The following is a 21815-nucleotide window of genomic DNA, read 5'->3' as shown; positions in this document are numbered from 1 at the left end:
GGCAGGGGCTTTGTTCTATTGGTGCGCAAATCCGGCCGACCCAGGGCTTTCATCAGGCCACGCTGACAAAAGACCTTCCTCTGCTTTCATTTATGTAAAATTCGCGCACCTGCGACGGCCGCTCAGGCCGGGCGCGCGACATCAAGGCGGCGCCACGACCGTCCTCCTCGTTTAAATAAGGAAAGACACCAGCATGAACGACCAAACCGAACAATACGTCGTGGCCTCGACGCACGACACGCGGCGCCGCATTTTTGCAATCGTCGGCGCTTCATCGGGCAATCTCGTCGAGTGGTTTGACTTCTATGTGTATTCGTTCACGGCGCTTTACTTCGCGCCGTCGTTCTTCCCGAGCGGCAACACGACCACGCAGTTGCTGAACACGGCCGGCGTGTTCGCCGCGGGCTTCCTGATGCGGCCGATTGGCGGCTGGTTCTTCGGGCGGCTCGCCGACAAACGTGGTCGCCGCACCGCGATGATGGTGTCGGTATTCATGATGTGCGGCGGCTCGCTGGTGATCGCGATGCTGCCCACCTACGCGCAGATCGGCGCGCTCGCGCCGGCGTTGCTGCTGCTCGCGCGGCTGTTGCAGGGGCTGTCGGTGGGCGGCGAATACGGCACCAGCGCGACCTATATGAGCGAAGTCGCGTTGAAGGGCCGGCGTGGCTTTTTCGCGTCGTTCCAGTATGTGACGCTGATCGGCGGCCAACTGTGCGCGCTGCTCGTGCTCGTGACCCTGCAACAGACGCTGACGACCGAAGAGCTGAAGGCGTGGGGCTGGCGTGTGCCGTTCGTGATTGGCGCCTTCGCCGCGTTGATCGCGCTCTATCTGCGTAAATCCCTTGATGAAACCACCACCGCGGCGATGCGCCAGCGCAAGGAAGCGGGCACGCTGCGCGGGCTGTGGGAGCACAAGACCGCATTCATGACGGTGCTCGGCTTCACGGCCGGCGGCTCGCTGATCTTCTATACGTTCACCACCTACATGCAAAAGTACCTGGTCAACACGGCCGGCATGCACGCGAAGACCGCGAGCTCGGTGATGACCGCCGCGTTGTTCGTCTACATGCTGATGCAGCCGGCGTTCGGCGCGTTGTCGGACCGCATCGGGCGGCGCCGCTCGATGCTGTGTTTCGGCCTGTTCGCGACCCTCGGCACGGTGCCGCTGCTGCATGCGCTGAAAGACGTGACGAGCCCGTATGCGGCCTTCGCGTTGGTCGTGGTGGCGCTCGCGATCGTCAGCTTCTATACGTCGATCAGCGGCCTGATCAAGGCGGAAATGTTTCCACCGCAAGTGCGTGCGCTTGGCGTAGGGCTGTCGTATGCGCTCGCCAATGCGATCTTCGGCGGCTCGGCGGAATATGTCGCGCTGTGGCTGAAGTCCGCCGGTGTCGAGACGATGTTCTTCTGGTACGTGACGGCGCTGTGTGCACTCGCGGGTATCGTGTCGCTGCGCATGCGCGATCCCTCGTCGGCAGGGTATCTGCGGCACGAGCCGTGAACCGCTAGTCGGACACGGCGAAACGTCGTGCCGCGATGGCAGCGTTCAGGCGGCGGTCCAGGGCAACCGGGCCGCCGTTTTTCATGGCATCGACGTTTGCGCGTCAATCCGCAAGCGAGGAGCAGCGCGCTTCGCTTAATTGACGACGATCCGTGTCCCCCATGCATGCAGCAGGTCGCACAAGCTCTCGGCCTGTTCCATCGTCGACGAACGCATCGACCCTCGCGGCCTCATTCACCGTGGCCGCGCCAACCGCCGCGACCGTCGCCATCGAAGGCGTTGCCGCTACGCCGGCGACAGCATCGGCCGCGGCGCGCGGCATCGGCAGACGGCCACGCCAGGCCGCGCGCGCCAGCATCAGCAGATGGTAGTAAAGCCGCGCGCTAAAGCCGTAGTTGTAGGCGAACAGATGCGCGCGCGCGATGCGCCAGCCCGCGCGCGCCTCGCCGTTGCTCGCGTGAATCGACACCACGATCGGTGCGAGCCGCCGCAGCGCCTGCCGCCGCGACGGTTCGAGCGGCGCCGGCAGACGCAGCGACTTCACGAACGCATAGGCGCTCAACGTTGCGGCCATGCTCGTGCCGCGCGTGCTGTGCGAGACCGACGTCGCGGTCTTCCGATACACCGACACATAGTCGTGCAGATAAAACACCTCGCGCGCGGCCAGGCATAGCTCGGTGCCGAACACGTAGTCGCAGCAGACGCCATACCGCGCGTCGTAGCCGACCCGCTTGACGAGCCGCGCGTCGGCCATCCAGCCATTGTTCGGAAACATCTGGATCAGGCCGGTGCGGCCCGCGAGCGGCTGGAGACCCTCGCGGGCGTGAGTGCGCCGGAACGCCTCGTTCAGGCGCGCGCTCGCGGCGAGATCGATCGCGCCATTGTGATCCGCTTCGTATTGCGCACCGAATGCCGCATCGAGCCGCGGATAGCGCTGCCATAGCGACACGAGCTTGTCGACGGCGTCGCTCGTCAGCAGATCGTCGTCGTGGATCAGCAGGATCTTGTCGCCGCGCGCCCGCTCGAACAGGCTCGACACGTTGCGCGCCTGGCCAAGCGGCGGCTCGTGCTTCTCGTAGCGCACGCGCGGCTCGTCGCGGTAACGCTGCAAGATCAGTTGCCGCGAGCGCGCGTCCGTCGAATCGTCGCCAATCACGATTTCGACATGCGGATAGCTTTGCGCGAGGCACGAGTCGACGCATTCGATCAGCAGGTCGGGACGATTGCAGGTGGGCACGCAGATGGACACATGGGCGAGCGCCGCACGGGCGAGGGGAGAACTTGACGCGTTGGACATGATGACGCCTTTTATCGATCGGAAGCGGCAAAAACCGGCGGAAAGCGGCAGCCGGTTCGCAGGGCGCACACCTTGCTGCAAGCAGCAAAATAGTCCAAGGCGTCAAAAAAATATTCGGTAAAAATGAGGAAGAAATGTTTGCTTACAGAAAGGTGCTGGAAGGGAAAAGTGATGCGGCCCGGGTGCGCGACGCAGCCAGGGCCGCTCATAGGTTCTATTTTTTCAACCGACTGACGGTTCGCCCTCGCCGGGCTTTTTGCCCGGACGGTCCGCCGGGGACTGCTTGTGACCTTCGTCGTGGCGCTCGGGCATCTTGCTCTTCGCGTTGTCGCTATGCACGGCGCGGTGCGGATGCGCGAAATCCTCGGTCTGGGCGCCGGCCTCGCTTTTCGATTCGTTGTCGGCCGCACTGTTTGCTTCGCCTTGGGATTTTTCCGTCGCTTTGCTCATCGCTGCTCTCCTGGAGGGAAGACAAGCCTCCGACAGCAAGACGCGGACCCGGGCGGGAGCAAACAGACGTTGCGCGCTCAGGCACCCGCGTGGCGCGGCCTGCCGCCCGTCAGCGACATGATGAAGTCGAGAAACACGCGCACCTTGGCCGGCGGATGGTGCCGTGACGGATACAGCGCATACAGCGGGTACACCTCGTCGCCCCAATCCGGAAAGAGCTCGATCAGCTTGCCGCTCGCAAGCAGCGACTCCGCGCCGAGCGCGAGAATCTGCGCGATGCCCTGGCCCGCGATGCATACGCTATGCAGCGTGCCGACGTCGTTGACGGTCAGCCGCCCCTGCGGCGTCAGCGCGAGCTGCTTGCGGCCGCGATGGAATTCCCAGCTGAACGGATAACCGGTGAGCGGATCGCGAAACTTGATGCAGATATGCCGGCCGTCTTCGAGCTCGCCCGGATTCGCCGGCTTGCCATGCTTCTTCAGATACGACGGCGCCGCGACGGTCAGGATGCGCGTATCGAGCAGCTTGCGGGCGACGAGCGTCGACACCGGCGGGTCGCCGAAGCGGATCGCGACATCGAAGCCGTCCCCGACCATGTCGCCCAACTGGTCGCGCGTGACGAGTTCGAGCTGCAGGTCCGGATGTTTGTCGATGAAGCCGCCGAGGCGCGGCCCGAGCACGAGCCGCGAAAAGAACGGGTCCATGTTGACGCGCAGACGGCCCCGCACCGCGGTCGCGCCGTGCGCGGCGGAGGCGGCCGCTTCCTCGAGTCCGCCGAGCAGCGGCACGATCTGCTCGTAGAAACGCCGGCCTTCGTCGGTCAGCGTGACCGAGCGCGTGGTGCGGTCGAACAGACGAATGCCGAGGCGTGCTTCGAGCCGGGCGACCGAGCGGCTTACGCCCGATTGCGACATGTCGAGCGCTTCACCGGCGGCCGCGAAACCGCCGCAATCGACGATCGCAGTCAGGACGCCCATGCCGTTCAGCACGCGCTCATCAAATGGCATCGGGGCTCCCTGCCTGGTAGCCATGGATGCCCGACATGCTAACGCTATGACCTTTCGAATGCGTGCGCCGGCACGCGATGAAACGCGTCGCGTCTCAACGCCCCGCGCTCGGCGCAGCCTGGCCGCGAATCACGCGCGTGCCCGACGGGTCGTCGAGGTGGCGAAAGATCCACGCGGACACGAGCGTGATCGCGCCGACGCACACGAATGCGAGCCGGAAGCCGAGCGCCGCCGACCATTGCGTCGCGAACAGATTGACGAGCCCGCCGCCGATCGACACGCCAAGCCCGATCGCAAGCATCTGCACCATCGAGAACAGGCTATTGCCCATGCCAGCGTCTTCGTGCGACAGGTCCTTCAGCGTGACACTGTTCATCGCCGCGAACTGCATCGAGTTGGCCGCGCCGAACACCGCGAGGATCGCGATTTCAATCACGAGCGGTGTGCCGAGCGAAATCAGCGAGAACGCGACGATCGCCGAGCCGACGATGACCGTGTTGACGAGCAGGAACGTGTCGTAGCCGTAGCGGCGCACGAGTGGCGCGATCCAGCGTTTCGCGAGCGTGCCGGCGAGTGCCGCGGGCAGCATCATCAGACCCGAGTGCAGCGGCGAGTAGCCGAGCTGCAATTGCAGCAGCAGCGGCACGAGGAACGGCACCGCGCTCGAACCGACCCGGCATACGAGGTTGCCGATCAGGCCGACGCTGAAGTTCGGCTCGCCGAACAGCGACAGCTTGAACAGCGGATCGCGGCGGTTTCTGGCGTACGGAATGTAGGCGAGCGCGCTGGCGACGGCCAACGCAAACAGCCCCGCCGACCACGCCGCGCGATGCGAGGGGACCGGCGCGTCGATCGCGAGCGAAAACGCGATCATGCACGACGACAGCAGGGCGCAGCCGATCACATCGAACGGCGGCGCCTGCGCCTCGTCATGCGACGGCAGAAAGCGATGCACCGCGTACAGACCGAGCGCGCCGATCGGCACGTTGATCAGAAAGATCCAGTGCCACGTGATCGCCTGCACGAACCAGCCGCCGAGCGTTGGCCCGGCGATCGGGCCGAGCTGCCCCGCGATCGATATGAACGCGAGCGCCGACACGTATTGCTCGCCCGACACGCTGCGCAGCACCGCGAGGCGTCCGATCGGCAGCAGCATCGAGCCGCCGAGGCCTTGCAGCACGCGCGCCATCACGAGCTGGCCGAGCGTGTGCGCGCTCGAGCAGCAGATCGAGCCGAGCACGAACACGAGAATGGCGGCGAAATAGACGCGGCGGGTGCCGAAGCGGTCGGCAAGCCAGCCGGAGGCGGGCGTCAGCATCGCCATCGTCAGCGTGTAGGCGACGACGACCGGTTGCATCGCGAGCGGCGCGACGCGCAGGCTGTTCGCGATCGACGGCAGCGCGGTGTTGACGATCGTCGTGTCGAGCGACTGCATGAAGAAGCCGGCGGCGACGATCCATAGTAGGGCGGTTTGAGAGGAATCCTTGGTCATGTTTTCGACAGCGGGCGCGGCGGCAAAGCGCCGCCAGAGCGGGGCCAGGCGGAATTCCGTCATCTTATTGACATCCTCGTCAATCGGGAACCCCACTAAGCCCGCTGACTGTTATCGACAATGCCGATAAGCAGCGCCACAATCAAGCATGCTCAATCCAATCTGGCTCAAGACCTTCTCGACCGTCGCGGCTTGCCATAGCTTCACCGAAGCGGGGCGGCGGCTCGACCTGACGCAGTCGAGCGTCAGCGAACATATCCGGCGCCTCGAACAGAGCGTGGGCCGGCGCCTGTTCGTGCGCGACACCCATTCGCTCGCGATGACACCCGACGGCGAAGCGATGCTCGCGCATGCGAGCGTGATCCTGCAGGCGCTGTCGCGCGCGGAATCGCAGTTTCGCGCGCCGCGTCTGAAGGGGCGCGTGCGGCTCGGCTCGTCGGACGACATCGCGCTCGGCCCGCTCCCCACCGTGCTCGCGGCGTTTCGCAACGCGCATCCCGACGTCGAACTGGAAATCACGATCGGCATGACGGGCAGGCTCTACGAGTTGCTCGACGCGGGCGCGATCGATCTGCTGGTCGGCAAGCGCCGGCTCGGTGACCGGCGCGGCGTGGCGCTTTTCACCGGGCGTCTCGAATGGCTCGCGCGGACCGGCACGCTCGTCGATCTGAGTCAGCCGCTGCCGCTGATTCTGGTCGCCGAGCCGAGCGTGACGCGCGCGGTCGTGCTCGATGCGCTCGCCGAAGCCGGCGCGAGCTGGCAGATCGTCTGCACGAGCATCAGTCATTCCGGCTGTATCGCGGCCGCGCGCGGCGGACTCGGCATCACCGTGCGGCCGCAGTATCTGACCGCGCGCGGCCTCGCGCCGCCGTTGAATGCGGCCGGACTGCCGACGCTGCCGTCGGTGGAATTCATCGCGCTGGCGGCGAAGCGCTTGAGTCGCCCGGCGGGCACGCTGCTGCAGTTGCTGCATGACAGCGATCTGCGCGGGTCGTGGATCGGGGAGTGAGGCGGGCAGTGCGTCGCCTCATGCTGCCGTCATGCCGAGGCTCAGGCCGGCATCTTCCGGAACGAGATCGCGAAGCGGTTCCATGCATTGATCGCCGAGACGAGCAGCGTCAGGTCGACCAGTTCCTCGTCGCTGAAATGCGGCCGCACCGCCTGCCATACCGCGTCGGGCACATGATCGTGCGACACCAGCGTGAGCGCTTCGGTCCACTCGAGCGCCGCGCGTTCGCGGTCCGTGAAGAACGGCGTTTCGCGCCACACGACGACGGTCGCGAGACGCCGCTCGGTTTCGCCGCCCTTGCGTGCGTCCGCCGTATGCATATCGACGCAATACGCGCAGCCGTTGATCTGCGACGCGCGCAACCGCACCAGTTCGGTCAGCGATTTTTCGAGCGACGATTTGCCGATGCGCTCTTCGACGCCGAGCAGCGATTTGATCGCGGCGGGATTGGCTTTGTAGAAGTCGAGACGTTGTTCCATGATGGGCTCCTGGGCGGGTTTGACGATGCGATGCATCGGACAGGTGTTAGCTTAGTCCGTCGTTTGGATCATAAGAATGGCCGATTCCAGGTATTTTCAGGTAGCCACTTTCGGGCGTTGAGCGGGCACGCCCAGCACCCTTACCGTCGACGATGGCATCGTTGCCGCGTGCGGGCCGATTCGGTATGGTGGGTCATCGACGCTTCCATTGCGCCTTTCACCGTGATCCGGAGACCTGCCCCATGACCGTTGCCACCGATCCGTCCGCTGTGCCCACCTCGCCGATCCGCACCGATGTCCTGATCGTCGGCGCCGGTCCCGTGGCTCTGTTCGCGGCATTCGAGGCCGGCGTGATCGGCCTCACCTGTCAGATCGTCGACATACTCGGACGGGTCGGCGGCCAATGCATCGAGCTGTATCCCGAGAAGCCGATCTACGATATCCCCGCGATTCCAGCGTGCACCGCGCGCGAACTGGTCGAGCGACTGGTCGCGCAATGCAAGCCGTTCGATGTGCCGATTCATCTCGAACAGCGCGTCGACACGGTCGAGCAGCGCGACGACGGACGCTGGACCGTGCGCACGCAGCGCGGCCTCGTGTTCGACGTCGCGGCGATCCTGCTCGCCGCCGGTAACGGCGCGTTCGTCCCGCAAAAGCTCCCGCTCCCCGAGGCCGTGCCGCTGGAACAGCGCTACGTGCACTACAGCGTGCCGCGCCTCGCCGATTTCGCCGACAAAAACGTGGTCGTCGCGGGCGGTGGCGATTCGGCGCTCGACTGGGCGCTGGCACTACGCAAGGTCGCGCGGCGCGTGACCCTCGTGCATCGGCGCGCCGGCTTCAGCGCGGCCGATTCGAGCGTCGAGCTGATGCGGCGCGCGGTCGACGCTGGCGAGATGGACTTCGTCGTCGGCGGGATCGCGGCGCTCGATGTGGAAGACGGCGCGCTGCGTTCGCTGACGCTGCGGCAGGTCAACGGCGAGACACAGCTCGAAGCCGACCATCTGATCGCGCTGTATGGACTCGTCGCCGATCTCGGACCGATCGCGCAATGGGGACTGACGATTCATGGCGGGCGCGTCGACGTTGATACTTCGAACTACGAAAGCTCGCGGCCGGGCATTTTCGCCGTCGGCGACATCGCGAACTATCCGAACAAGCAGAAGCTGATCCTGTCGGGCTTTCACGAGGCGTCGCTCGCGCTGCGCAAGGCGTACGCGTACGCGTATCCCGACAGGAAACGCGTGCATGTTCATTCGAGCTACGACGCGAAGCTCGCGGAAAAGATCGGCGCGGCGGCTTGACGGGCGCGCCAGCGCAGCAGCAGTTTCGATTGGCGACGCGTGCCGATTCTCAGCGATGTCGAGCCGGGCCGGCCGTTGGCATCACGCGACGGTCGGCCCGCTGTTATCTGCTCGTGTTGCTCGCGGCTGGCAGTATTTTCCAGCGGGTCGACTCGCAGCGGCCGCGGCGCTCGCGGCCTTGTCTTTCTTTCTTGCTGGCCTCATGGTGGCCGATCGCGCAGCCCGCCGCGTCGTGAATACCTTTTTCAATTGACACGCCTGTTTTTGCCAACGAAGGCCAAAACGGAAAGCCGAAACCGCAGCGCGGCGACGTTTTCCGTCATGACCCGCTAGCTATCGCGGTGCTCGCCGTTATAAGCTTGGCGCCTTACAGCCGGCGCGCGAGCGCCCTTGGCGACGCATCCCGGCCCCCTCCGTGGACCGCGCAAGCGCTTGCGCGACGGCTTCGCCGCCGGCCAGGCGCGAGGCTTGCTTAAAACGAAAGTTCCAATGACGTGTCCGCCATGACCCAGCTCGAAGCTTCTTCTTCCCACGACTACGCCGAGCGCGCTCGAGTGCCGGCCGAGGCCGCGCCGTCGGCGCCCGTCGGCATCGATTATTTGTCGCTCGTGCAGGCGATTTCGGACTACGCGATCTTTCTGCTCGATGCGAAGGGCAACATCGTCAGCTGGAATGCCGGCGCCCAGAAGCTGAAGGGCTATGCGCAGAGCGAGATCGTCGGTCAGCATTTCTCGCGCTTCTATACCGAGGAAGCCGTCGCGCGCGGCTGGCCGACCTACGAACTGGAACAGGCTGCGCTGACCGGCCGTTTCGAAGATGAAGGCTGGCGCGTGCGCAAGGACGGCACGACGTTCTGGGCGAACGTCGTGATCACCGCGATACGCAACGAGAAGGGCGCGGTCACGGGCTTCGCGAAGATCACGCGCGACCTGACCGCGCAGCGCGAATACCTCGAAGCGCTGCGCCAGAGCGAGGAGCGCTTCCGTCTGCTCGTCGATAGCGTGAAGGACTACGCGATCTTCATGCTCGATCCGCAAGGCTTCGTCGTCAGCTGGAATTCGGGCGCCGCGCGCATCAAGGGCTATACGCACGACGAAATCGTCGGCCGGCACTTCTCGCAGTTCTATGTGCCCGAGGAGGCCGCGGCCGGCAAGCCCGCGCGCGAGCTCGCGATCGCGCGGCAGATCGGCGCCGTCGAAGACGAAGGCTGGCGCATGCGTAAGGACGGTTCGACGTTCTGGGCCAACGTGATCATCACGGCCGTCTATGACGAATCGCGACGCTTGCGCGGCTTCGCCAAGGTCACGCGCGATTTGACCGAGCGGCGCCGGCGCGAGGAACTGGAGCGCTCCGGGGAGCGCATGCGCGAATTTCTCGCGACGCTCGCGCACGAACTGCGCAATCCGCTCGCGCCGGTGCGCAACGCGGTCGGCACGATGCAGATGGAAACCGATCTGAGCCCGGTGGTCGCGCGGGCGCGCGATCTGATCGATCGCCAGGTCACGCACCTGACGCGACTCGTCGACGATCTGCTCGATATCGGCCGCATCATGTCCGACAAGGTCGAACTGCGTATTGCGCGCGTCGATCTCGCCGAGCTCGTCGCGCGCGCGATCGAAGCGGCGCGGCCGTTCACCGACTCGCGCGAGCAGCGCGTGGTCGCGCATGTACCCGACGCTCCCGTGATGATTCGCGGCGACATGACGAGGCTCGTGCAGGTCCTGCAAAACCTGCTGCACAACGCGTCGAAGTTTTCGCCGAACGGCAGCGCGATCGAGATGCAGGGACGTGTCGACTTTCGTATGGCGGTGCTCGAAGTGCGCGACCCCGGCTGCGGCATTCCGGTGCGCTCGCTCGACAAGATCTTCGAACTGTTCGCGCAGGAGAAGGAAGGGCAAAGTTTCGGCGAGGGCGGCCTTGGGATCGGCCTGACGCTGTGCAAGTCGCTCGTCGAAATGCATGGTGGCAGCATCGTCGCGAGCAGCGAAGGACTGGGACTCGGCAGCACGTTCACGCTGAGTCTGCCGCTCGCCTCCGCGCAGTCCGACACCGCGGAGAGCGGCACGATCGATGCCGCGCCCCACGTGCAGCCGCTGCGCATTCTCCTCGTTGACGACAATCGCGATTCGGCCGACAGCCTCGCGATGCTGCTCGAACTGAAGGGCCACGAGGTGCGTATCGCCTACGAGGGCGAGCAGGCGCTGCAGATCTCGCCACGCTTCTCGCCGCATCTCGCGCTGATCGACCTCGCGATGCCGAAGATGGATGGCTATGCGACGCTCGCGGCGATGCGCGCGCGGCCCGAGATGTCGCGCACGATGTACGCGGCGATGACGGGTTTCGGCCATGCGAGCGATCTCGATCGAACTCGCCACGCGGGTTTCCATGCGCACCTCGTGAAGCCGGTCGAGATGGCGGTCCTCGACGCGTTGCTCGCGAAGGCGGATGGACGTCTGAGCGGAAGTGGCGGGACGTAGCCGCTGTTTCGCTGCGCGGCTGCCTCGCCAGCCGGGGCACGGTGTTTGCTGCCACTCTGCATACATTCCGGTCCGCCGCTCGGCGGGCCGTGGATCGAACCGGTGCAGGGAGGCACGATGCTCGACATACGCGACCACGCGGCTAGCTTCAAGGCCCAGTCACGGCAGGTCTCAAATCAACACGGTGGCCGCGCACTACGCGCGAGCGCCCGCGCGCCGCAGCCCGGCAAGCCTGCTATCTCGCTCGACGATTTTCTGCGCGACGCGCGTTTCGATGCGAACGATCCCGCTGCCCTCGGAGCACTGCTCGCTGATCTGATCGAGCGCGGCTACGATCGCGCGCCGACCTTGCCATGGCCGGGGCATGGGGAGACGCTGGTGCGCTGGCGCGCGCTGGCCGCCGTTGCCGCATGCGACCTCGGCCTCGTCAAACTGTTCGAAGGCCATACCGATGCGCTTGCGATTCTCGCCGAGCTCAATGGTCCGCTGCCGCCCGCGGCAAGCCGCTGGGGCGTGTGGGCCGCCGAAGCGCCGCACGCGCGGGTGCGCGCCATCGACGAAGGAATCCAGACCGTTGCCGGCGAGGGCGCGCAGGTGCGCCTGTCCGGCACCAAAGCCTGGTGCTCCGGCGCGCAGGCGCTCACCCATGCGCTCGTGAGCGCATGGCGCGACGATGAGCCCGTGCTCGCGGCGCTCGCGCTGGACCAGCGCTCGATCTCGATCGATACATCGAAGTGGCAGGCCGTCGGCATGCAGGCGACCGCGAGCGCGGATGTCACGTTCAAAGACACCGTGGCGACGCTCGTCGGTGCGCCGCATGCGTATCTGCGCCGCGCGGGCTTCTGGCATGGCGGCGCCGGTATCGCCGCGTGCTGGTACGGCGCGGCCGCGCAGATCGCGCGCACGCTGCGCGACGCGTGCGCCCGGCACGCGGACGCGCATCGGCTCGCTCATCTCGGTGCGACCGATGTCGCCTTGCAGTCGGCCGCCGCGCTGCTGCGCGAAACCGCCGCGTGGATCGACGCGCAGCCGTCGGCCGATGCAGCGACGCGCGTGTTGCGCGCGCGTCTGGCCGTCGAGCAGGCCGCGAGCGCCGTGATCGAGCACGCGACACGCGCGCTCGGCGCGGGCCCGTTGTGCCGCGACGCGCGCTTCGCGCGGGCGCTCGCCGACCTGCCGGTGTTTCTGCGGCAAAGCCACGCGGAACGCGACCTCGCAGCGCTCGGCGAACGGCTCGTCGAGGCCGCTGACACGACTGCCGCGCCGGCATCGCATCAGGCGTCTTCGCAAACACTCGCGCCGTGGACGCCATGACTTTTTTCCCCCTGCCTTGGGAGGATCGCTGAGATGAACTCGACGGCGCCGTACTTCGATGAACTCTACCGACGCAGCGACGATCCGTGGCGTTTGCGCGAAGGCTGGTACGAACGCCGCAAGCGTTCGCTGACGCTCGCGTTGCTGCCGCGGGCGCGCTATCGCAACGCGTTCGAACCGGGCTGCGCGAACGGCGAGTTGACGGCCGGGCTCGCGACGCGCTGCGACGCGCTGCTCGCTGCCGATCTGCACGCGCGCGCCGTCGAGCTTGCGTGTGAACGCATGGCGGGCGCATCGAACGTGCGGATCGAGCAGCGCAGGGTGCCGCGCGACTGGCCGACGGAGCACGGGCCGTTCGATCTGATCGTGATCAGCGAGTTCGCGTACTACCTCGACGCGGGCGAGCTCGAAACGCTGGCCGCGCGGATCGCCGGGTCGCTGACGGCGGACGGCACGCTGCTCGCCTGTCATTGGCGCCGGCCGTTCGCCGAAGCGCGCGAATCCGCCGACCATGCGCACGCGCTATTCGATGCACGCTGCGGTCTCGCGCGTCTCGCGCATCACGACGAAGCCGACTTGCTGATCGACGTGTGGTCGCGTGACGCACGTTCGGTCGCGCAGCGCGAGGGGCTTCTATGATCGGCGTGATCGTTCCGGCGCATAACGAAGAGGCGTTGCTCGCACGGTGCCTCGCGGCCTTGCTCGAAGCGTCCCGACACGAAGCGCTCGCCGGCGAGGAGGTGCGGATCGTCGTCGCGCTCGACGCCTGCAGCGATTTCAGCGGAGCGATCGCGCGCGCTTACGGCGTGCAGACGCTGACGCTGAAGGCGCGCAACGTCGGGATCGCGCGGGCGCTCGGCGCGTCGCTGCTGCTCGCGCACGGCGCGCGCTGGCTGGCGTTTACCGATGCCGACAGCCGCGTGTCGCCCGGTTGGCTGGCCGCGCAACTGGCGCTCGGCGCCGATGCGGTGTGCGGCTCGATCGCCGTCGACGACTGGAGCGCGCATCCGCACAGCGTGCGCGAATATTTTCGCAAGACGTATGTCGACGCCGACGGACATCGTCATGTGCACGGCGCGAATCTCGGCGTTTCCGCCGACGCCTATCGGCGCGCGGGCGGCTTTCCGCCGCTCAAGTGCAGCGAGGACGCCGCGCTCGTCGATCGCCTGATCGCGACTGGCGCGCGCATCGCGTGGAGCGCCGCGCCGCGCGTGACCACGAGCGCGCGCACCGTGGCCCGCGTGCGCGGCGGTTTCGGCGATACGCTCATCTCATGGGCGACGGACGGCGCGCTGGCCTGAGCGACGGCGATGCGTCGCGGGCTCGTCTCGCTCGCAACTATCCGGACACCAGAACATTTCGCACGGCAATCCGCCGCGGGGAGGACGAACATGATGGACGCGTTTTTCGTTCTATTCGGCCAAGGCAGGGAGCTCGATCCGTTGCAGATGGGTATGCGCTCGATCGCCGTGTTCGTGATCGCGCTCGCGCTGATCCGTGTATCGGGGCGCCGTTCATTCGGGCAGCGCTCGCCGTTCGATTCGGTCGTCGTGATTCTGCTCGGCGCGACGCTGAGCCGCGCGATCGTCGGTGCGTCGCCGTTTATCGCGACCGTGGTCGCGTCGTTCGCGATCGTCGTGTGTCACCGGGTGCTCGCGTGGTCGTTCATACGCTCGCGCCGCTTCGAGCTGCTGGTGGGCGGCGCCGAGCGCGAGGTGTTCAGCGACGGCAAGTTCCACGCGAACGAAATGCACGCGGCGCTCGTCACGCGCACCGACATCGAGGAAAGCGTGCGGCAGAAAACCGGCTCGCGCTCGATGGACGACGTGGCCGCCGCGATTCTCGAACGCAATGGCGAAGTGAGCGTGATTCGCAAGCGCGCGTGAGCGCCCGAACCCGTGAAGAGCGGGGCGCTCGCGCGGGGACACGGTAGCCGGCTCAGCCGCGCCCGCCTCGCGAAATCTCCGCGCCCGCGCCGCGCGGCAGGCGCAGCGTGACTGGAATCGACGCGAACGAGCATAGCCCGACCACGAGAAACGCGGGCCAGAAATCCGACCAGGTGATGCTCGGATGCCCATGCAGCGCGCGCGAAATCTGCAGCACGATGCCGCCGACCGTCACGCCGAGGCCGAGCGACATCTGCTGCACGACGCTGCCGAGGCTCGTCGCGCGGCCGACGTCGCGGCTCGCGATCTCCGCGTAGGTCAGCGAATTGAGGCTCGTGAACTGCAACGCGGGGAAGAAGCCGCCGAGCAACACGACGACCCAGATGATCCACGTCGGCGTGTGCGGGAAAAACAGCCCGCACGCGGCGATCGAAATGCCCGATAGCGCGGCGTTGAACACGAGCACCTGGCGAAAGCCGAAGCGGCGCAGCACCGTGGAGGCGATCGTGCGCATGAACATGCCGCCGAACGCGGACGCGCAGGTGATCAGCCCCGATTGGAACGCGCTCATGCCGTGGCCTTCCTGCAGCAGCAGCGGCAGCAGGAACGGCAACGCGCCGAGACCGATGCGAAATAGCGAGCCGCCGAGCACGCTCGCCTGGAAAGTCGGCACCTTGAAAAAACGCAAATCCAGAAGCGGCAGTGCGACGCGCTGCGCATACGCGACGTAGATCGCGAGCAGCGCCGCGCCGAGCGCGCACATGCCGAACGCGTCCGTGTTCGAAATCAGTTCGCCGCCGACCAGCGACAAGCCGAGCAACAGCAGCACCGCGCCCGCCGCCGACAGCAGGAAGCCGATCCAGTCGAGCGGGCCGGGGTCGGGCTCGCGCGTATTGGCGATATAGCGATTGGTGAGATAGATGCCGAGAATGCCGATCGGCACGTTGATGAAGAAGATCAGCCGCCAGTGCAGATACGTGGTGATGAAGCCACCGAGCAGCGGACCGGCGGCGGGGCCGAGCATTGCGGGCACGCTCAGGTAATTCATCGCGCGGATGAAGTCGGCTTTCTCCACCACGCGAAAGATGATGATGCGCCCGACGGGCACCATCATCGCGCCGCCGACGCCCTGGATGAAACGCGCAACCGTGAAAGTGGCAAGCGAGTTCGACGCGGCGCACAACAGCGAACCCGTCACGAAGACGCCGATCGCGGTGCGAAATACCGTGCGCGCGCCGAACTTGTCGGCGAGCCAGCCGCATACCGGGATGAACACGCCGAGCCCGAGCACGTAGCTTGTCACCGCGATCTTCAGCGTCACCGGATCGCGCCCGAAATCGCGTGCCATGGCCGGCAGCGCGGTGACGATCACGTTGGCGTCGACGCTTTCCATGAACATCGCGCACGCGACGATAAGAGGCGCAATCAGAGCTTTTTGGGTCTGGGCGACGGTCATATCGGCGAGCCTGCGGCGAAGCGTCGCAGGCAAAGGGGGCATTATGCACCTGTACGGTGCGGATTGTTAATACCTGCACGACCGATGCCGCCCCTTTACGAATTTTCCGTAGCCGGTACGCGACGTTGGCATCACGACGTCGCCAAAAAATATTGTTTTGTTGCGCTGCGGCACGAGATCGCTATAATCGGGTTATTCCGTAGGTATAAACCCTGATCAGGAGTCGCCATGAACACCGCATCGAATGCCGTCCGTTCCACCCCCGCTGCCAACACGTTCTTCGGCAAGCTGCGCGCGCTGGCGCTGCATGCGCTGAACCTGCATCTGCAGAACTGCGCAGTGATCGCCGAAGCGTACCGTCGCCCGAACTAAGCGCGAGTTTCCCGCGCGGGCCCCGCAAGCCCCTGCTGTCGTGTCAATGCCCGCTCGAGTAGCGGGCATTGTGCTTTGTGGCCCCGTCAAGCGGAGCACGTTCAGCGAGTCGGCTCCCCAGTCCCACCAGATAGACGCCCACCGTCAGCTAATTCCGGGCTGCCATCGCCGTTTCCCTTCCTGATATCGTGCTTCCGCTCCTGATGACGGCACGCCCAGCCGTGATCTTGATGCCGCGGTTGCGCCGGCCCGATGCCTCGCATCACGCGAGGAAGCATTACAATCGCGCGCTTTTGACACGCGACGCGCAAGTGAACTGACGGCAAAATTGCTAATGCTGTCAACCTTTTGCACGTTTTGCCGTTATCACTTTGTAATCGCCGCCACAGGCGATACCGCGCGTGACGACCCGTCGCCGCGACCGCTCCTCGCAAGGCCCGCATTGACCATGTTCCACCGACTTCAACACAGCTTCGAGCGCCTCCCGGCGCTGCTCGGCCGTGCATCGAAAGCGCTTGGCAGCCGGGGCCTTCTATCGCCCGTGCTCGCGCTCGTCATTTGCGGGTTGCTGCTGGTCGTGCTGCAGCATCTGTCCGAGGCAGTGAATTACCGTTCGGTGATCCGCGAACTGCGCCAGCTGTCGGCGCGCGAGTGGATCGGTGCGCTCGGCGCGACCGCGCTCAGCTACGTCGCGTTGGTCGGGCGCGACGCGGTCGGCCTGCGCTATCTCGGCGCGAGCGTGCCGCGCGCGGCGCTGTGGGTCGGCGCGACGGCCGGTTCGGCGCTCGGCAATGCGACCGGTTTCGGCGCGCTGACGGGCGGAGCGGTGCGCGCGCGCGTGTACGGCGTCGCGAACATCACGCCCGCGCAGATCGGCCGCATGACGGTGTTTACGAGCGTGTCGCTCGCGCTCGCCCTCGTCTTGATGACCGCGCTGGGCATGGTCTGCATGGCGGGCCAGCTCGCGCCGATGCTGCATCTGTCGCCAGCCGCGCTGCGCTGGAGCGGCGCTGCGCTGCTGCTCGCGCTGGCGCTCGCCGCGGCCGCGTGCCGTCGGCAAACCCGGCCGATCCGCACGCGCTGGCAGTGGCTCTCGTTCGATATTCCCGCGCGCCGCGATCTGCTCGCGCAGGTTGCGCTGGCGGTGCTCGACGTGGTCGCCGCGGGCCTCGCGTTGTGGGCGTTGCTGCCGCATGCGAACGTGAGCTTCGTCGGCTTCATCACCGTCTACGCGGCCGCGATGCTGCTCGGCCTGATTGGCCATACGCCCGGCGGCGTCGGCGTGTTCGAAGCGGCGATGGTGTTCACGCTGAGCGGCAGCGTGCCGATGCATCAGATGGTCGCCGCGCTGCTCGCGTATCGCGCGATCTATTTCGGCGTGCCGCTGATCGTCTCCGCGGCGCTGCTCGCGGGCTTCGAAGGGCGCGCGCTGAAGAATCGTCTGTCGATGTTGCAGGCGGAGCGCGTGTCGGAACTCGCGCCGCTGTTTCTGAGCCTCGTCACGTTCGTGGTCGGCGGCATGCTGGTCATTTCGAGCGCGACGCCGGCGTTCTGGCAGCGCATTCATATGCTGCGCGACCTGGTGCCGCTGTGGGTGCTCGAAAGCTCGCAGATGCTATGCAGCGTGCTCGGCGTACTGCTGCTGTTCGTCGCGCGCGGCCTGCTGCGGCGGCTCGATGCGGCATGGTGGATGACGCTCGCGCTTGCGTTGCTGAGCCTCGCGCTGTCGCTGACCAAGGGTCTCGCGTTCGTCGAAGCCAGTGTGCTCGGCATGCTGATCGTGCTGCTGCTCGCGACGCGCAAGCGCTTCAACCGTCATTCGTCGCTGTTCGCGGAGCGTTTCACGGCCGGCTGGCTCGTGTCGGTCGCGATGGTGCTGATGCTCGCGACGTGGGTCATGCTGTTCGCTTTCCGTGACGTGCCGTACACGGGCGATCTGTGGTGGCAATTCGCGTTCGACGAGCGCGCGCCGCGCGCGCTGCGCGCGACGCTCGCCGCGAGCGTGTTCGCCGCGACCTTCTCGTTCTGGCAATTGCTGCGTCCGGCGCCGGGCCGCTTCGTGAAGCCGGCGCCCGAAGATCTGCACGACGCCGCGCGCATCGTGCGCGCGCAGGAACGCAGCGATGCGGGTCTCGCGTTGATGGGCGACAAGAGCTTCCTGTTTTCGGAGTCGCGCGAAGCGTTCCTGATGTACGCGAAATACGGCCGCACGTGGGCCGCGTTGCACGATCCGGTGGGGCCGCGCGAAGAGTGGGCGGGTCTCATCAGCAAGTTCGTCGCGCTCGCGCATGCGCATGGCGGCCGCGCCGCGTTCTACCAGGTGCGCGCGAATGCGCTGCCGCTGTATCTCGACGCTGGCCTCACGCTGATGAAGCTCGGCGAGGAAGCCCACGTCGTGCTCGACGACTTCGATCTGAAGGGCTCGCATCGCGCGCATCTGCGCTATGCGCTCAAGCGCGGCGAGCGCGACGGCTTTAGCGTCGAAGTGATCGATCAGGCCCATGTGCCGGCCTCGCTCGAAACGCTGCGCGGCATTTCCGACGGTTGGCTCGACAGCCGCGACGCGCGCGAGAAGAGCTTCTCGGTCGCGGCTTTCCATGACGAATACCTGGCCGCGCAGTCGGTGATGCTGGTGCGCCAGAACGGCGAGCCGGTCGCATTCGTGACCTTCATGACGACCGATATGAATACCGAGGCGACCGTCGGCGTGATGCGTCACGTCGAAAGCGCGTCGCCGTATGCGATGGAATATCTGTTCACGCAGCTCGCGCTGCATCTGAAAGAGGCGGGCTTCCGCTCGCTCAGTCTCGGCATTGCGCCGCTCTCCGGTGTGCAGCCGACGCCGCTCGCGTCACGCTGGCATCGGCTGGCCGGCATCGTGTGGCGCTTCGGCGGTCGCTTCTACAACTTCCGCGGACTGCGTGCTTTCAAGAGCAAGTTCCAGCCGCGCTGGGAGCCGCGTTATCTCGCGGCATCCGGTTCGGGCGTGTTCTTCACGCTCGCGGACCTGTCGCTGCTGGCAGGAGGCCGGCGTTCATGACATTGCATCCGTTGTTCCGGCTCGCCGTCGCGGCGAGCGTTCTGAGTTGCGGCGCGCTCGCGCACGCGGCCACCACCACCGTGCCCGGCGGCCGCTATGGCGACGTGCGCGTGACGCAGTCCGAGGGGCCGCTACGCGGCTTCGTCGTGCTGTATTCGCAGGCAAGCGGCTGGAGCGCAGCCGATCAGCAGAGCGCCGATGCGCTCGCGAAAGCGGGCGCGATGACGGTCGGCGTCGATACCGCGCACTACGCGGCCAACCTTTCCGCGAAAAAGGAAACCTGTCATCAGTTGGTGGGCGATGCCGAGGCGCTCAGCCATCAGCTCGAACGGCAATCGCAGTCGAGCCGCTACTTCGCGCCGATCGTCGCGGGTACGGGACAGGGCGCGACGCTCGCGATGCACGTGCTCGAGCAGGCGCCGTCCAATACGATCGCGGGCGCGGTGTCGGTCGACGCCGATCACAAGCTCGACGCGCGCTTCGAACCGTGTCCGCCCGACCCGACCGTGATTCGCGACAAGGTGCCGGGCTTCGTCGAAAAGGCGAGCACGGGCAATGCCGATCGCGCGCGTCTCGTTGCCTTGCTGACGCCGCATCTGCAGCCGGTCTCGATCAGTGCCGACGACGTGTCCGACCTGCCGCTGATCGAATTGCCGGCCGCGCATCCGAACGGCTTGATGGCGATCGTGATTTCCGGCGATGGCGGCTGGCGCGATCTCGACAAGACGATCGCGCAGGCACTGCAGAAAGATGGCGTGTCGGTGGTCGGCTGGGACAGCCTGCGTTATTTCTGGAGCGAGAAGCCGCCGGCGCAAACGAGCCGCGATCTCGCGCGGGTGATGCAAACCTATGGCGAGCGCTGGCACGCGCAGCATATCGCGCTGATCGGCTATTCGTTCGGCGCGGACGTGCTGCCGTTCGCGTATAACCGTCTGCCGCAGGCGCAGCGCGATAAGGTGTCGCTGATTTCGCTGCTCGGCTTCGCGCCCGACGCCGATTTCCAGATCCGCGTCGGCGGCTGGCTCGGCATGCCCGCGAGCGACAAGGCGCTGAACGTGCGCCCCGAGTTGACGCATGTGCCGCCGTCGATCGTTCAATGCTTCTATGGCGAGAGCGAGACCGACACGCTGTGTCCGGCGCTCGACAAAACCGGCGTCGAAGTCATCCGCACGACCGGCGATCATCACTTTGGCCGCGATTACAACGCGCTCGAGCAACGCATTCTCGCGGCGTTCAAAAAGCAGAGCGGCGTGCGCCATTGATGTCGGTGTTGGTCGTCTCTGCGGGGCGCGCTTGCCGGTGCGCCCCGTTTTTCTTGTGTGGCACTGCCGCACTGCGCGGAGATTGACAAAGCTTGCCGAGTCGACGAAGATCGCCGACATGAACTGCCTCGACATCCGTATTGCGCTGATTATTAGCATCATTCATCGAATGGTGGGTTAGCGCGCGTCGACTTGCAGTCACACATAACCCGCCAAACGAGGCGGGTTTTTTTATGTCCGCTTTCAGGTTCATTCTCTGCCTGCCTCCTGGCGAACATGCCGCGATTGCTATCGTTCGATGTCGATCGCCGTTGATGCGTTGTTGCATCGAATGTTGCCACCCAGGAGCTTGCCGTGCTGTTAAACGAACTCGAACAGGCCGCCGCAGCGGCCGGGCGCGTCGCGCCGTCTCACGACTACCTGAAAAAGACCCTGACCGCGCGCGTCTACGACGTGGCGCGCGAGACCGAACTCGAACGCGCGCCGAACCTGTCGGCGCGGCTGCGCAACCCGGTCTATCTGAAGCGCGAGGACAACCAGCCGGTGTTCTCGTTCAAGCTGCGCGGCGCATACAACAAGATGGCGCATATTCCGGCCGAGGCGCTCAGTCGCGGCGTGATCACCGCGTCGGCGGGCAATCATGCGCAGGGCGTGGCGTTATCGGCGGCACGCATGGGCGTGAAGGCGATCATCGTCGTGCCGGTGACGACGCCGCAGCTCAAGGTCGACGCGATCCGCACGCATGGCGGGCCGACCGTCGAGATCGTGCAGTTCGGTGAGTCATATAGCGACGCCTATGGTCACGCGGTCAAGCTGCAGGAAGAGCGCGGCCTGACTTTCGTGCATCCGTTTGATGACCCCTACGTGATCGCCGGCCAGGGCACCGTCGCGATGGAAATCCTCAGCCAGCACCAAGGGCCGATTCACGCGATCTTCGTGCCGATCGGCGGCGGTCTGGCGGCCGGTGTCGCCGCATACGTGAAATCGGTACGCCCCGAGATCAAGGTGATCGGCGTGCAGACCGACGATTCGTGCGCGATGGCCGCGTCGTTGCAGGCGGGCGAGCGCGTGACGCTGAACGAAGTGGGCCTGTTCTCCGACGGCACTGCGGTGAAGCTCGTCGGCGAAGAAACCTTCCGTCTGTGCCGCGAATATCTGGACGAAGTGCTGCTCGTGAACACCGATGCGCTGTGCGCCGCGATCAAGGACGTGTTCCAGGACACGCGCAGCGTGCTCGAACCGGCGGGCTCGCTCGCGGTGGCCGGCGCCAAGCAGTATGCCGAACGGGAAGGCATCGAGAACCAGACGCTGATCGCGATCACGTCGGGCGCGAACATGAACTTCGACCGCATGCGCTTCGTCGCCGAACGCGCGGAAGTGGGCGAAGCGCGCGAAGCGGTCTTCGCGGTGACGATCCCCGAAGAGCGCGGCAGCTTCAGGCGCTTCTGCGAGCTGCTCGGCACGCGCAGCGT

Annotated in this window: 19 protein-coding genes; 12 read left to right on the top strand and 7 right to left on the bottom strand. The window is 66.1% G+C overall.

The genetic code is table 11. The features are described from left to right. Positions 1-193: 193 nt before the first annotated feature. Positions 194-1501, top strand: coding sequence for an MFS family transporter (locus tag HDG34_RS00095; RefSeq protein WP_184056667.1), 1308 nt, complete (start codon positions 194-196; stop codon positions 1499-1501). Positions 1502-1604: 103 nt separating this feature from the next. On the opposite strand, the gene HDG34_RS00090 is transcribed toward HDG34_RS00095, so the two are convergent. From HDG34_RS00090 to HDG34_RS00075, 4 genes are all read right to left on the bottom strand, one after another. Next, positions 1605-2798, bottom strand: a complete 1194-nt coding sequence (locus HDG34_RS00090; RefSeq protein WP_260320938.1) for a glycosyltransferase family 2 protein — start codon at positions 2796-2798, stop codon at positions 1605-1607. 222 nt (positions 2799-3020) lie between these two features. After that, positions 3021-3248: a hypothetical protein gene (locus tag HDG34_RS00085; RefSeq protein ID WP_184056664.1), complete on the bottom strand. Its 228-nt coding sequence runs from the start codon at positions 3246-3248 to the stop codon at positions 3021-3023. A 77-nt stretch (positions 3249-3325) separates the two neighbouring features. Then, complete coding sequence (locus tag HDG34_RS00080) at positions 3326-4255, bottom strand: LysR family transcriptional regulator (protein WP_184056661.1); 930 nt, start codon at positions 4253-4255, stop codon at positions 3326-3328. Positions 4256-4349: 94 nt separating this feature from the next. Further along, on the bottom strand, positions 4350-5747 hold the full coding sequence (locus HDG34_RS00075; protein WP_221309003.1) for a DHA2 family efflux MFS transporter permease subunit: 1398 nt from the start codon (positions 5745-5747) through the stop codon (positions 4350-4352). A gap of 148 nt (positions 5748-5895) precedes the next feature. Here HDG34_RS00075 and HDG34_RS00070 point away from each other — a divergent pair, with 148 nt between their 5' ends. Further along, positions 5896-6756, top strand: a complete 861-nt coding sequence (locus HDG34_RS00070; protein WP_184056658.1) for a LysR family transcriptional regulator — start codon at positions 5896-5898, stop codon at positions 6754-6756. Between the two features lie 41 nt (positions 6757-6797). Here HDG34_RS00070 and HDG34_RS00065 read toward each other — a convergent pair whose 3' ends face one another. Next, positions 6798-7235: a carboxymuconolactone decarboxylase family protein gene (locus HDG34_RS00065; RefSeq protein ID WP_184022732.1), complete on the bottom strand. Its 438-nt coding sequence runs from the start codon at positions 7233-7235 to the stop codon at positions 6798-6800. Between the two features lie 242 nt (positions 7236-7477). On the opposite strand from HDG34_RS00065, the gene HDG34_RS00060 reads away from it, so the two are divergent. From HDG34_RS00060 to HDG34_RS00035, 6 genes are all read left to right on the top strand, one after another. Further along, entirely contained in the window at positions 7478-8536 is a 1059-nt protein-coding gene (locus HDG34_RS00060) for an NAD(P)/FAD-dependent oxidoreductase (protein WP_184056654.1), read from the top strand. A 503-nt stretch (positions 8537-9039) separates the two neighbouring features. Beyond that, on the top strand, positions 9040-11013 hold the full coding sequence (locus HDG34_RS00055) for a PAS domain-containing sensor histidine kinase (protein ID WP_184056651.1): 1974 nt from the start codon (positions 9040-9042) through the stop codon (positions 11011-11013). 117 nt (positions 11014-11130) lie between these two features. Further along, positions 11131-12327: an acyl-CoA dehydrogenase family protein gene (locus HDG34_RS00050; RefSeq protein ID WP_184056648.1), complete on the top strand. Its 1197-nt coding sequence runs from the start codon at positions 11131-11133 to the stop codon at positions 12325-12327. Positions 12328-12360: 33 nt separating this feature from the next. Next, positions 12361-12966, top strand: coding sequence for an SAM-dependent methyltransferase (locus HDG34_RS00045; protein ID WP_184056645.1), 606 nt, complete (start codon positions 12361-12363; stop codon positions 12964-12966). After that, entirely contained in the window at positions 12963-13628 is a 666-nt protein-coding gene (locus tag HDG34_RS00040; protein ID WP_018417768.1) for a glycosyltransferase family 2 protein, read from the top strand. The genes HDG34_RS00045 and HDG34_RS00040 overlap by 4 nt, the downstream gene beginning before the upstream one ends. Before the next feature lie 90 nt (positions 13629-13718). Further along, positions 13719-14213: a DUF421 domain-containing protein gene (locus tag HDG34_RS00035; protein ID WP_090805813.1), complete on the top strand. Its 495-nt coding sequence runs from the start codon at positions 13719-13721 to the stop codon at positions 14211-14213. Between the two features lie 52 nt (positions 14214-14265). On the opposite strand, the gene HDG34_RS00030 is transcribed toward HDG34_RS00035, so the two are convergent. Further along, the gene (locus HDG34_RS00030; protein ID WP_184056642.1) at positions 14266-15669 is read right to left on the bottom strand and encodes an MFS transporter; all 1404 of its coding nucleotides are present in this window, start codon (positions 15667-15669) and stop codon (positions 14266-14268) included. A gap of 228 nt (positions 15670-15897) precedes the next feature. On the opposite strand from HDG34_RS00030, the gene HDG34_RS00025 reads away from it, so the two are divergent. The 3 genes from HDG34_RS00025 (at position 15898) to HDG34_RS00015 (ending at position 20343) form a co-directional block, all read left to right on the top strand. Next, the gene (locus tag HDG34_RS00025) at positions 15898-16041 is read left to right on the top strand and encodes a hypothetical protein (RefSeq protein ID WP_184056639.1); all 144 of its coding nucleotides are present in this window, start codon (positions 15898-15900) and stop codon (positions 16039-16041) included. Positions 16042-16489: 448 nt separating this feature from the next. Beyond that, on the top strand, positions 16490-19081 hold the full coding sequence (mprF, locus tag HDG34_RS00020; protein ID WP_184056636.1) for a bifunctional lysylphosphatidylglycerol flippase/synthetase MprF: 2592 nt from the start codon (positions 16490-16492) through the stop codon (positions 19079-19081). After that, positions 19078-20343, top strand: a complete 1266-nt coding sequence (locus tag HDG34_RS00015) for a virulence factor family protein (protein ID WP_184056632.1) — start codon at positions 19078-19080, stop codon at positions 20341-20343. The genes mprF and HDG34_RS00015 overlap by 4 nt, the downstream gene beginning before the upstream one ends. On the opposite strand, the gene HDG34_RS00010 is transcribed toward HDG34_RS00015, so the two are convergent. After that, on the bottom strand, positions 20315-20596 hold the full coding sequence (locus HDG34_RS00010) for a hypothetical protein (RefSeq protein WP_184056630.1): 282 nt from the start codon (positions 20594-20596) through the stop codon (positions 20315-20317). The genes HDG34_RS00015 and HDG34_RS00010 overlap by 29 nt on opposite strands. Before the next feature lie 101 nt (positions 20597-20697). Between HDG34_RS00010 and ilvA the strand changes: the two genes are divergently transcribed. Continuing rightward, positions 20698-21815 (top strand): threonine ammonia-lyase, biosynthetic (gene ilvA / locus HDG34_RS00005; protein ID WP_184056626.1); only part of this gene is annotated, 1118 nt, incomplete at its 3' end.

This window comes from Paraburkholderia sp. HC6.4b (assembly GCF_014200875.1).
Classification (GTDB): Bacteria; Pseudomonadota; Gammaproteobacteria; order Burkholderiales; family Burkholderiaceae; genus Paraburkholderia; species Paraburkholderia tuberum.
The sequence above is the reverse complement of the archived record's forward strand: the minus strand, read 5'-3'. Positions and strand labels throughout refer to the sequence as shown.

What these genes read in the sequence shown, in the direction of transcription:
- HDG34_RS00070 (WP_184056658.1), top strand. Translation starts at nt 5,896, where the DNA reads ATGCTCAATCCAATCTGGCTCAAGACCTTCTCGACCGTCGCGGCTTGC.
- HDG34_RS00040 (WP_018417768.1), top strand. Translation starts at nt 12,963, where the DNA reads ATGATCGGCGTGATCGTTCCGGCGCATAACGAAGAGGCGTTGCTCGCA.
- HDG34_RS00095 (WP_184056667.1), top strand. Translation starts at nt 194, where the DNA reads ATGAACGACCAAACCGAACAATACGTCGTGGCCTCGACGCACGACACG.
- HDG34_RS00015 (WP_184056632.1), top strand. Translation starts at nt 19,078, where the DNA reads ATGACATTGCATCCGTTGTTCCGGCTCGCCGTCGCGGCGAGCGTTCTG.
- HDG34_RS00090 (WP_260320938.1), bottom strand. Translation starts at nt 2,798, where the DNA reads ATGTCCAACGCGTCAAGTTCTCCCCTCGCCCGTGCGGCGCTCGCCCAT.
- HDG34_RS00025 (WP_184056639.1), top strand. Translation starts at nt 15,898, where the DNA reads ATGAACACCGCATCGAATGCCGTCCGTTCCACCCCCGCTGCCAACACG.
- HDG34_RS00035 (WP_090805813.1), top strand. Translation starts at nt 13,719, where the DNA reads ATGATGGACGCGTTTTTCGTTCTATTCGGCCAAGGCAGGGAGCTCGAT.
- HDG34_RS00080 (WP_184056661.1), bottom strand. Translation starts at nt 4,255, where the DNA reads ATGCCATTTGATGAGCGCGTGCTGAACGGCATGGGCGTCCTGACTGCG.
- HDG34_RS00010 (WP_184056630.1), bottom strand. Translation starts at nt 20,596, where the DNA reads ATGAACCTGAAAGCGGACATAAAAAAACCCGCCTCGTTTGGCGGGTTA.
- HDG34_RS00050 (WP_184056648.1), top strand. Translation starts at nt 11,131, where the DNA reads ATGCTCGACATACGCGACCACGCGGCTAGCTTCAAGGCCCAGTCACGG.
- HDG34_RS00055 (WP_184056651.1), top strand. Translation starts at nt 9,040, where the DNA reads ATGACCCAGCTCGAAGCTTCTTCTTCCCACGACTACGCCGAGCGCGCT.
- HDG34_RS00065 (WP_184022732.1), bottom strand. Translation starts at nt 7,235, where the DNA reads ATGGAACAACGTCTCGACTTCTACAAAGCCAATCCCGCCGCGATCAAA.
- HDG34_RS00030 (WP_184056642.1), bottom strand. Translation starts at nt 15,669, where the DNA reads ATGACCGTCGCCCAGACCCAAAAAGCTCTGATTGCGCCTCTTATCGTC.
- mprF (WP_184056636.1), top strand. Translation starts at nt 16,490, where the DNA reads ATGTTCCACCGACTTCAACACAGCTTCGAGCGCCTCCCGGCGCTGCTC.
- HDG34_RS00045 (WP_184056645.1), top strand. Translation starts at nt 12,361, where the DNA reads ATGAACTCGACGGCGCCGTACTTCGATGAACTCTACCGACGCAGCGAC.
- HDG34_RS00085 (WP_184056664.1), bottom strand. Translation starts at nt 3,248, where the DNA reads ATGAGCAAAGCGACGGAAAAATCCCAAGGCGAAGCAAACAGTGCGGCC.
- HDG34_RS00060 (WP_184056654.1), top strand. Translation starts at nt 7,478, where the DNA reads ATGACCGTTGCCACCGATCCGTCCGCTGTGCCCACCTCGCCGATCCGC.
- HDG34_RS00075 (WP_221309003.1), bottom strand. Translation starts at nt 5,747, where the DNA reads ATGACCAAGGATTCCTCTCAAACCGCCCTACTATGGATCGTCGCCGCC.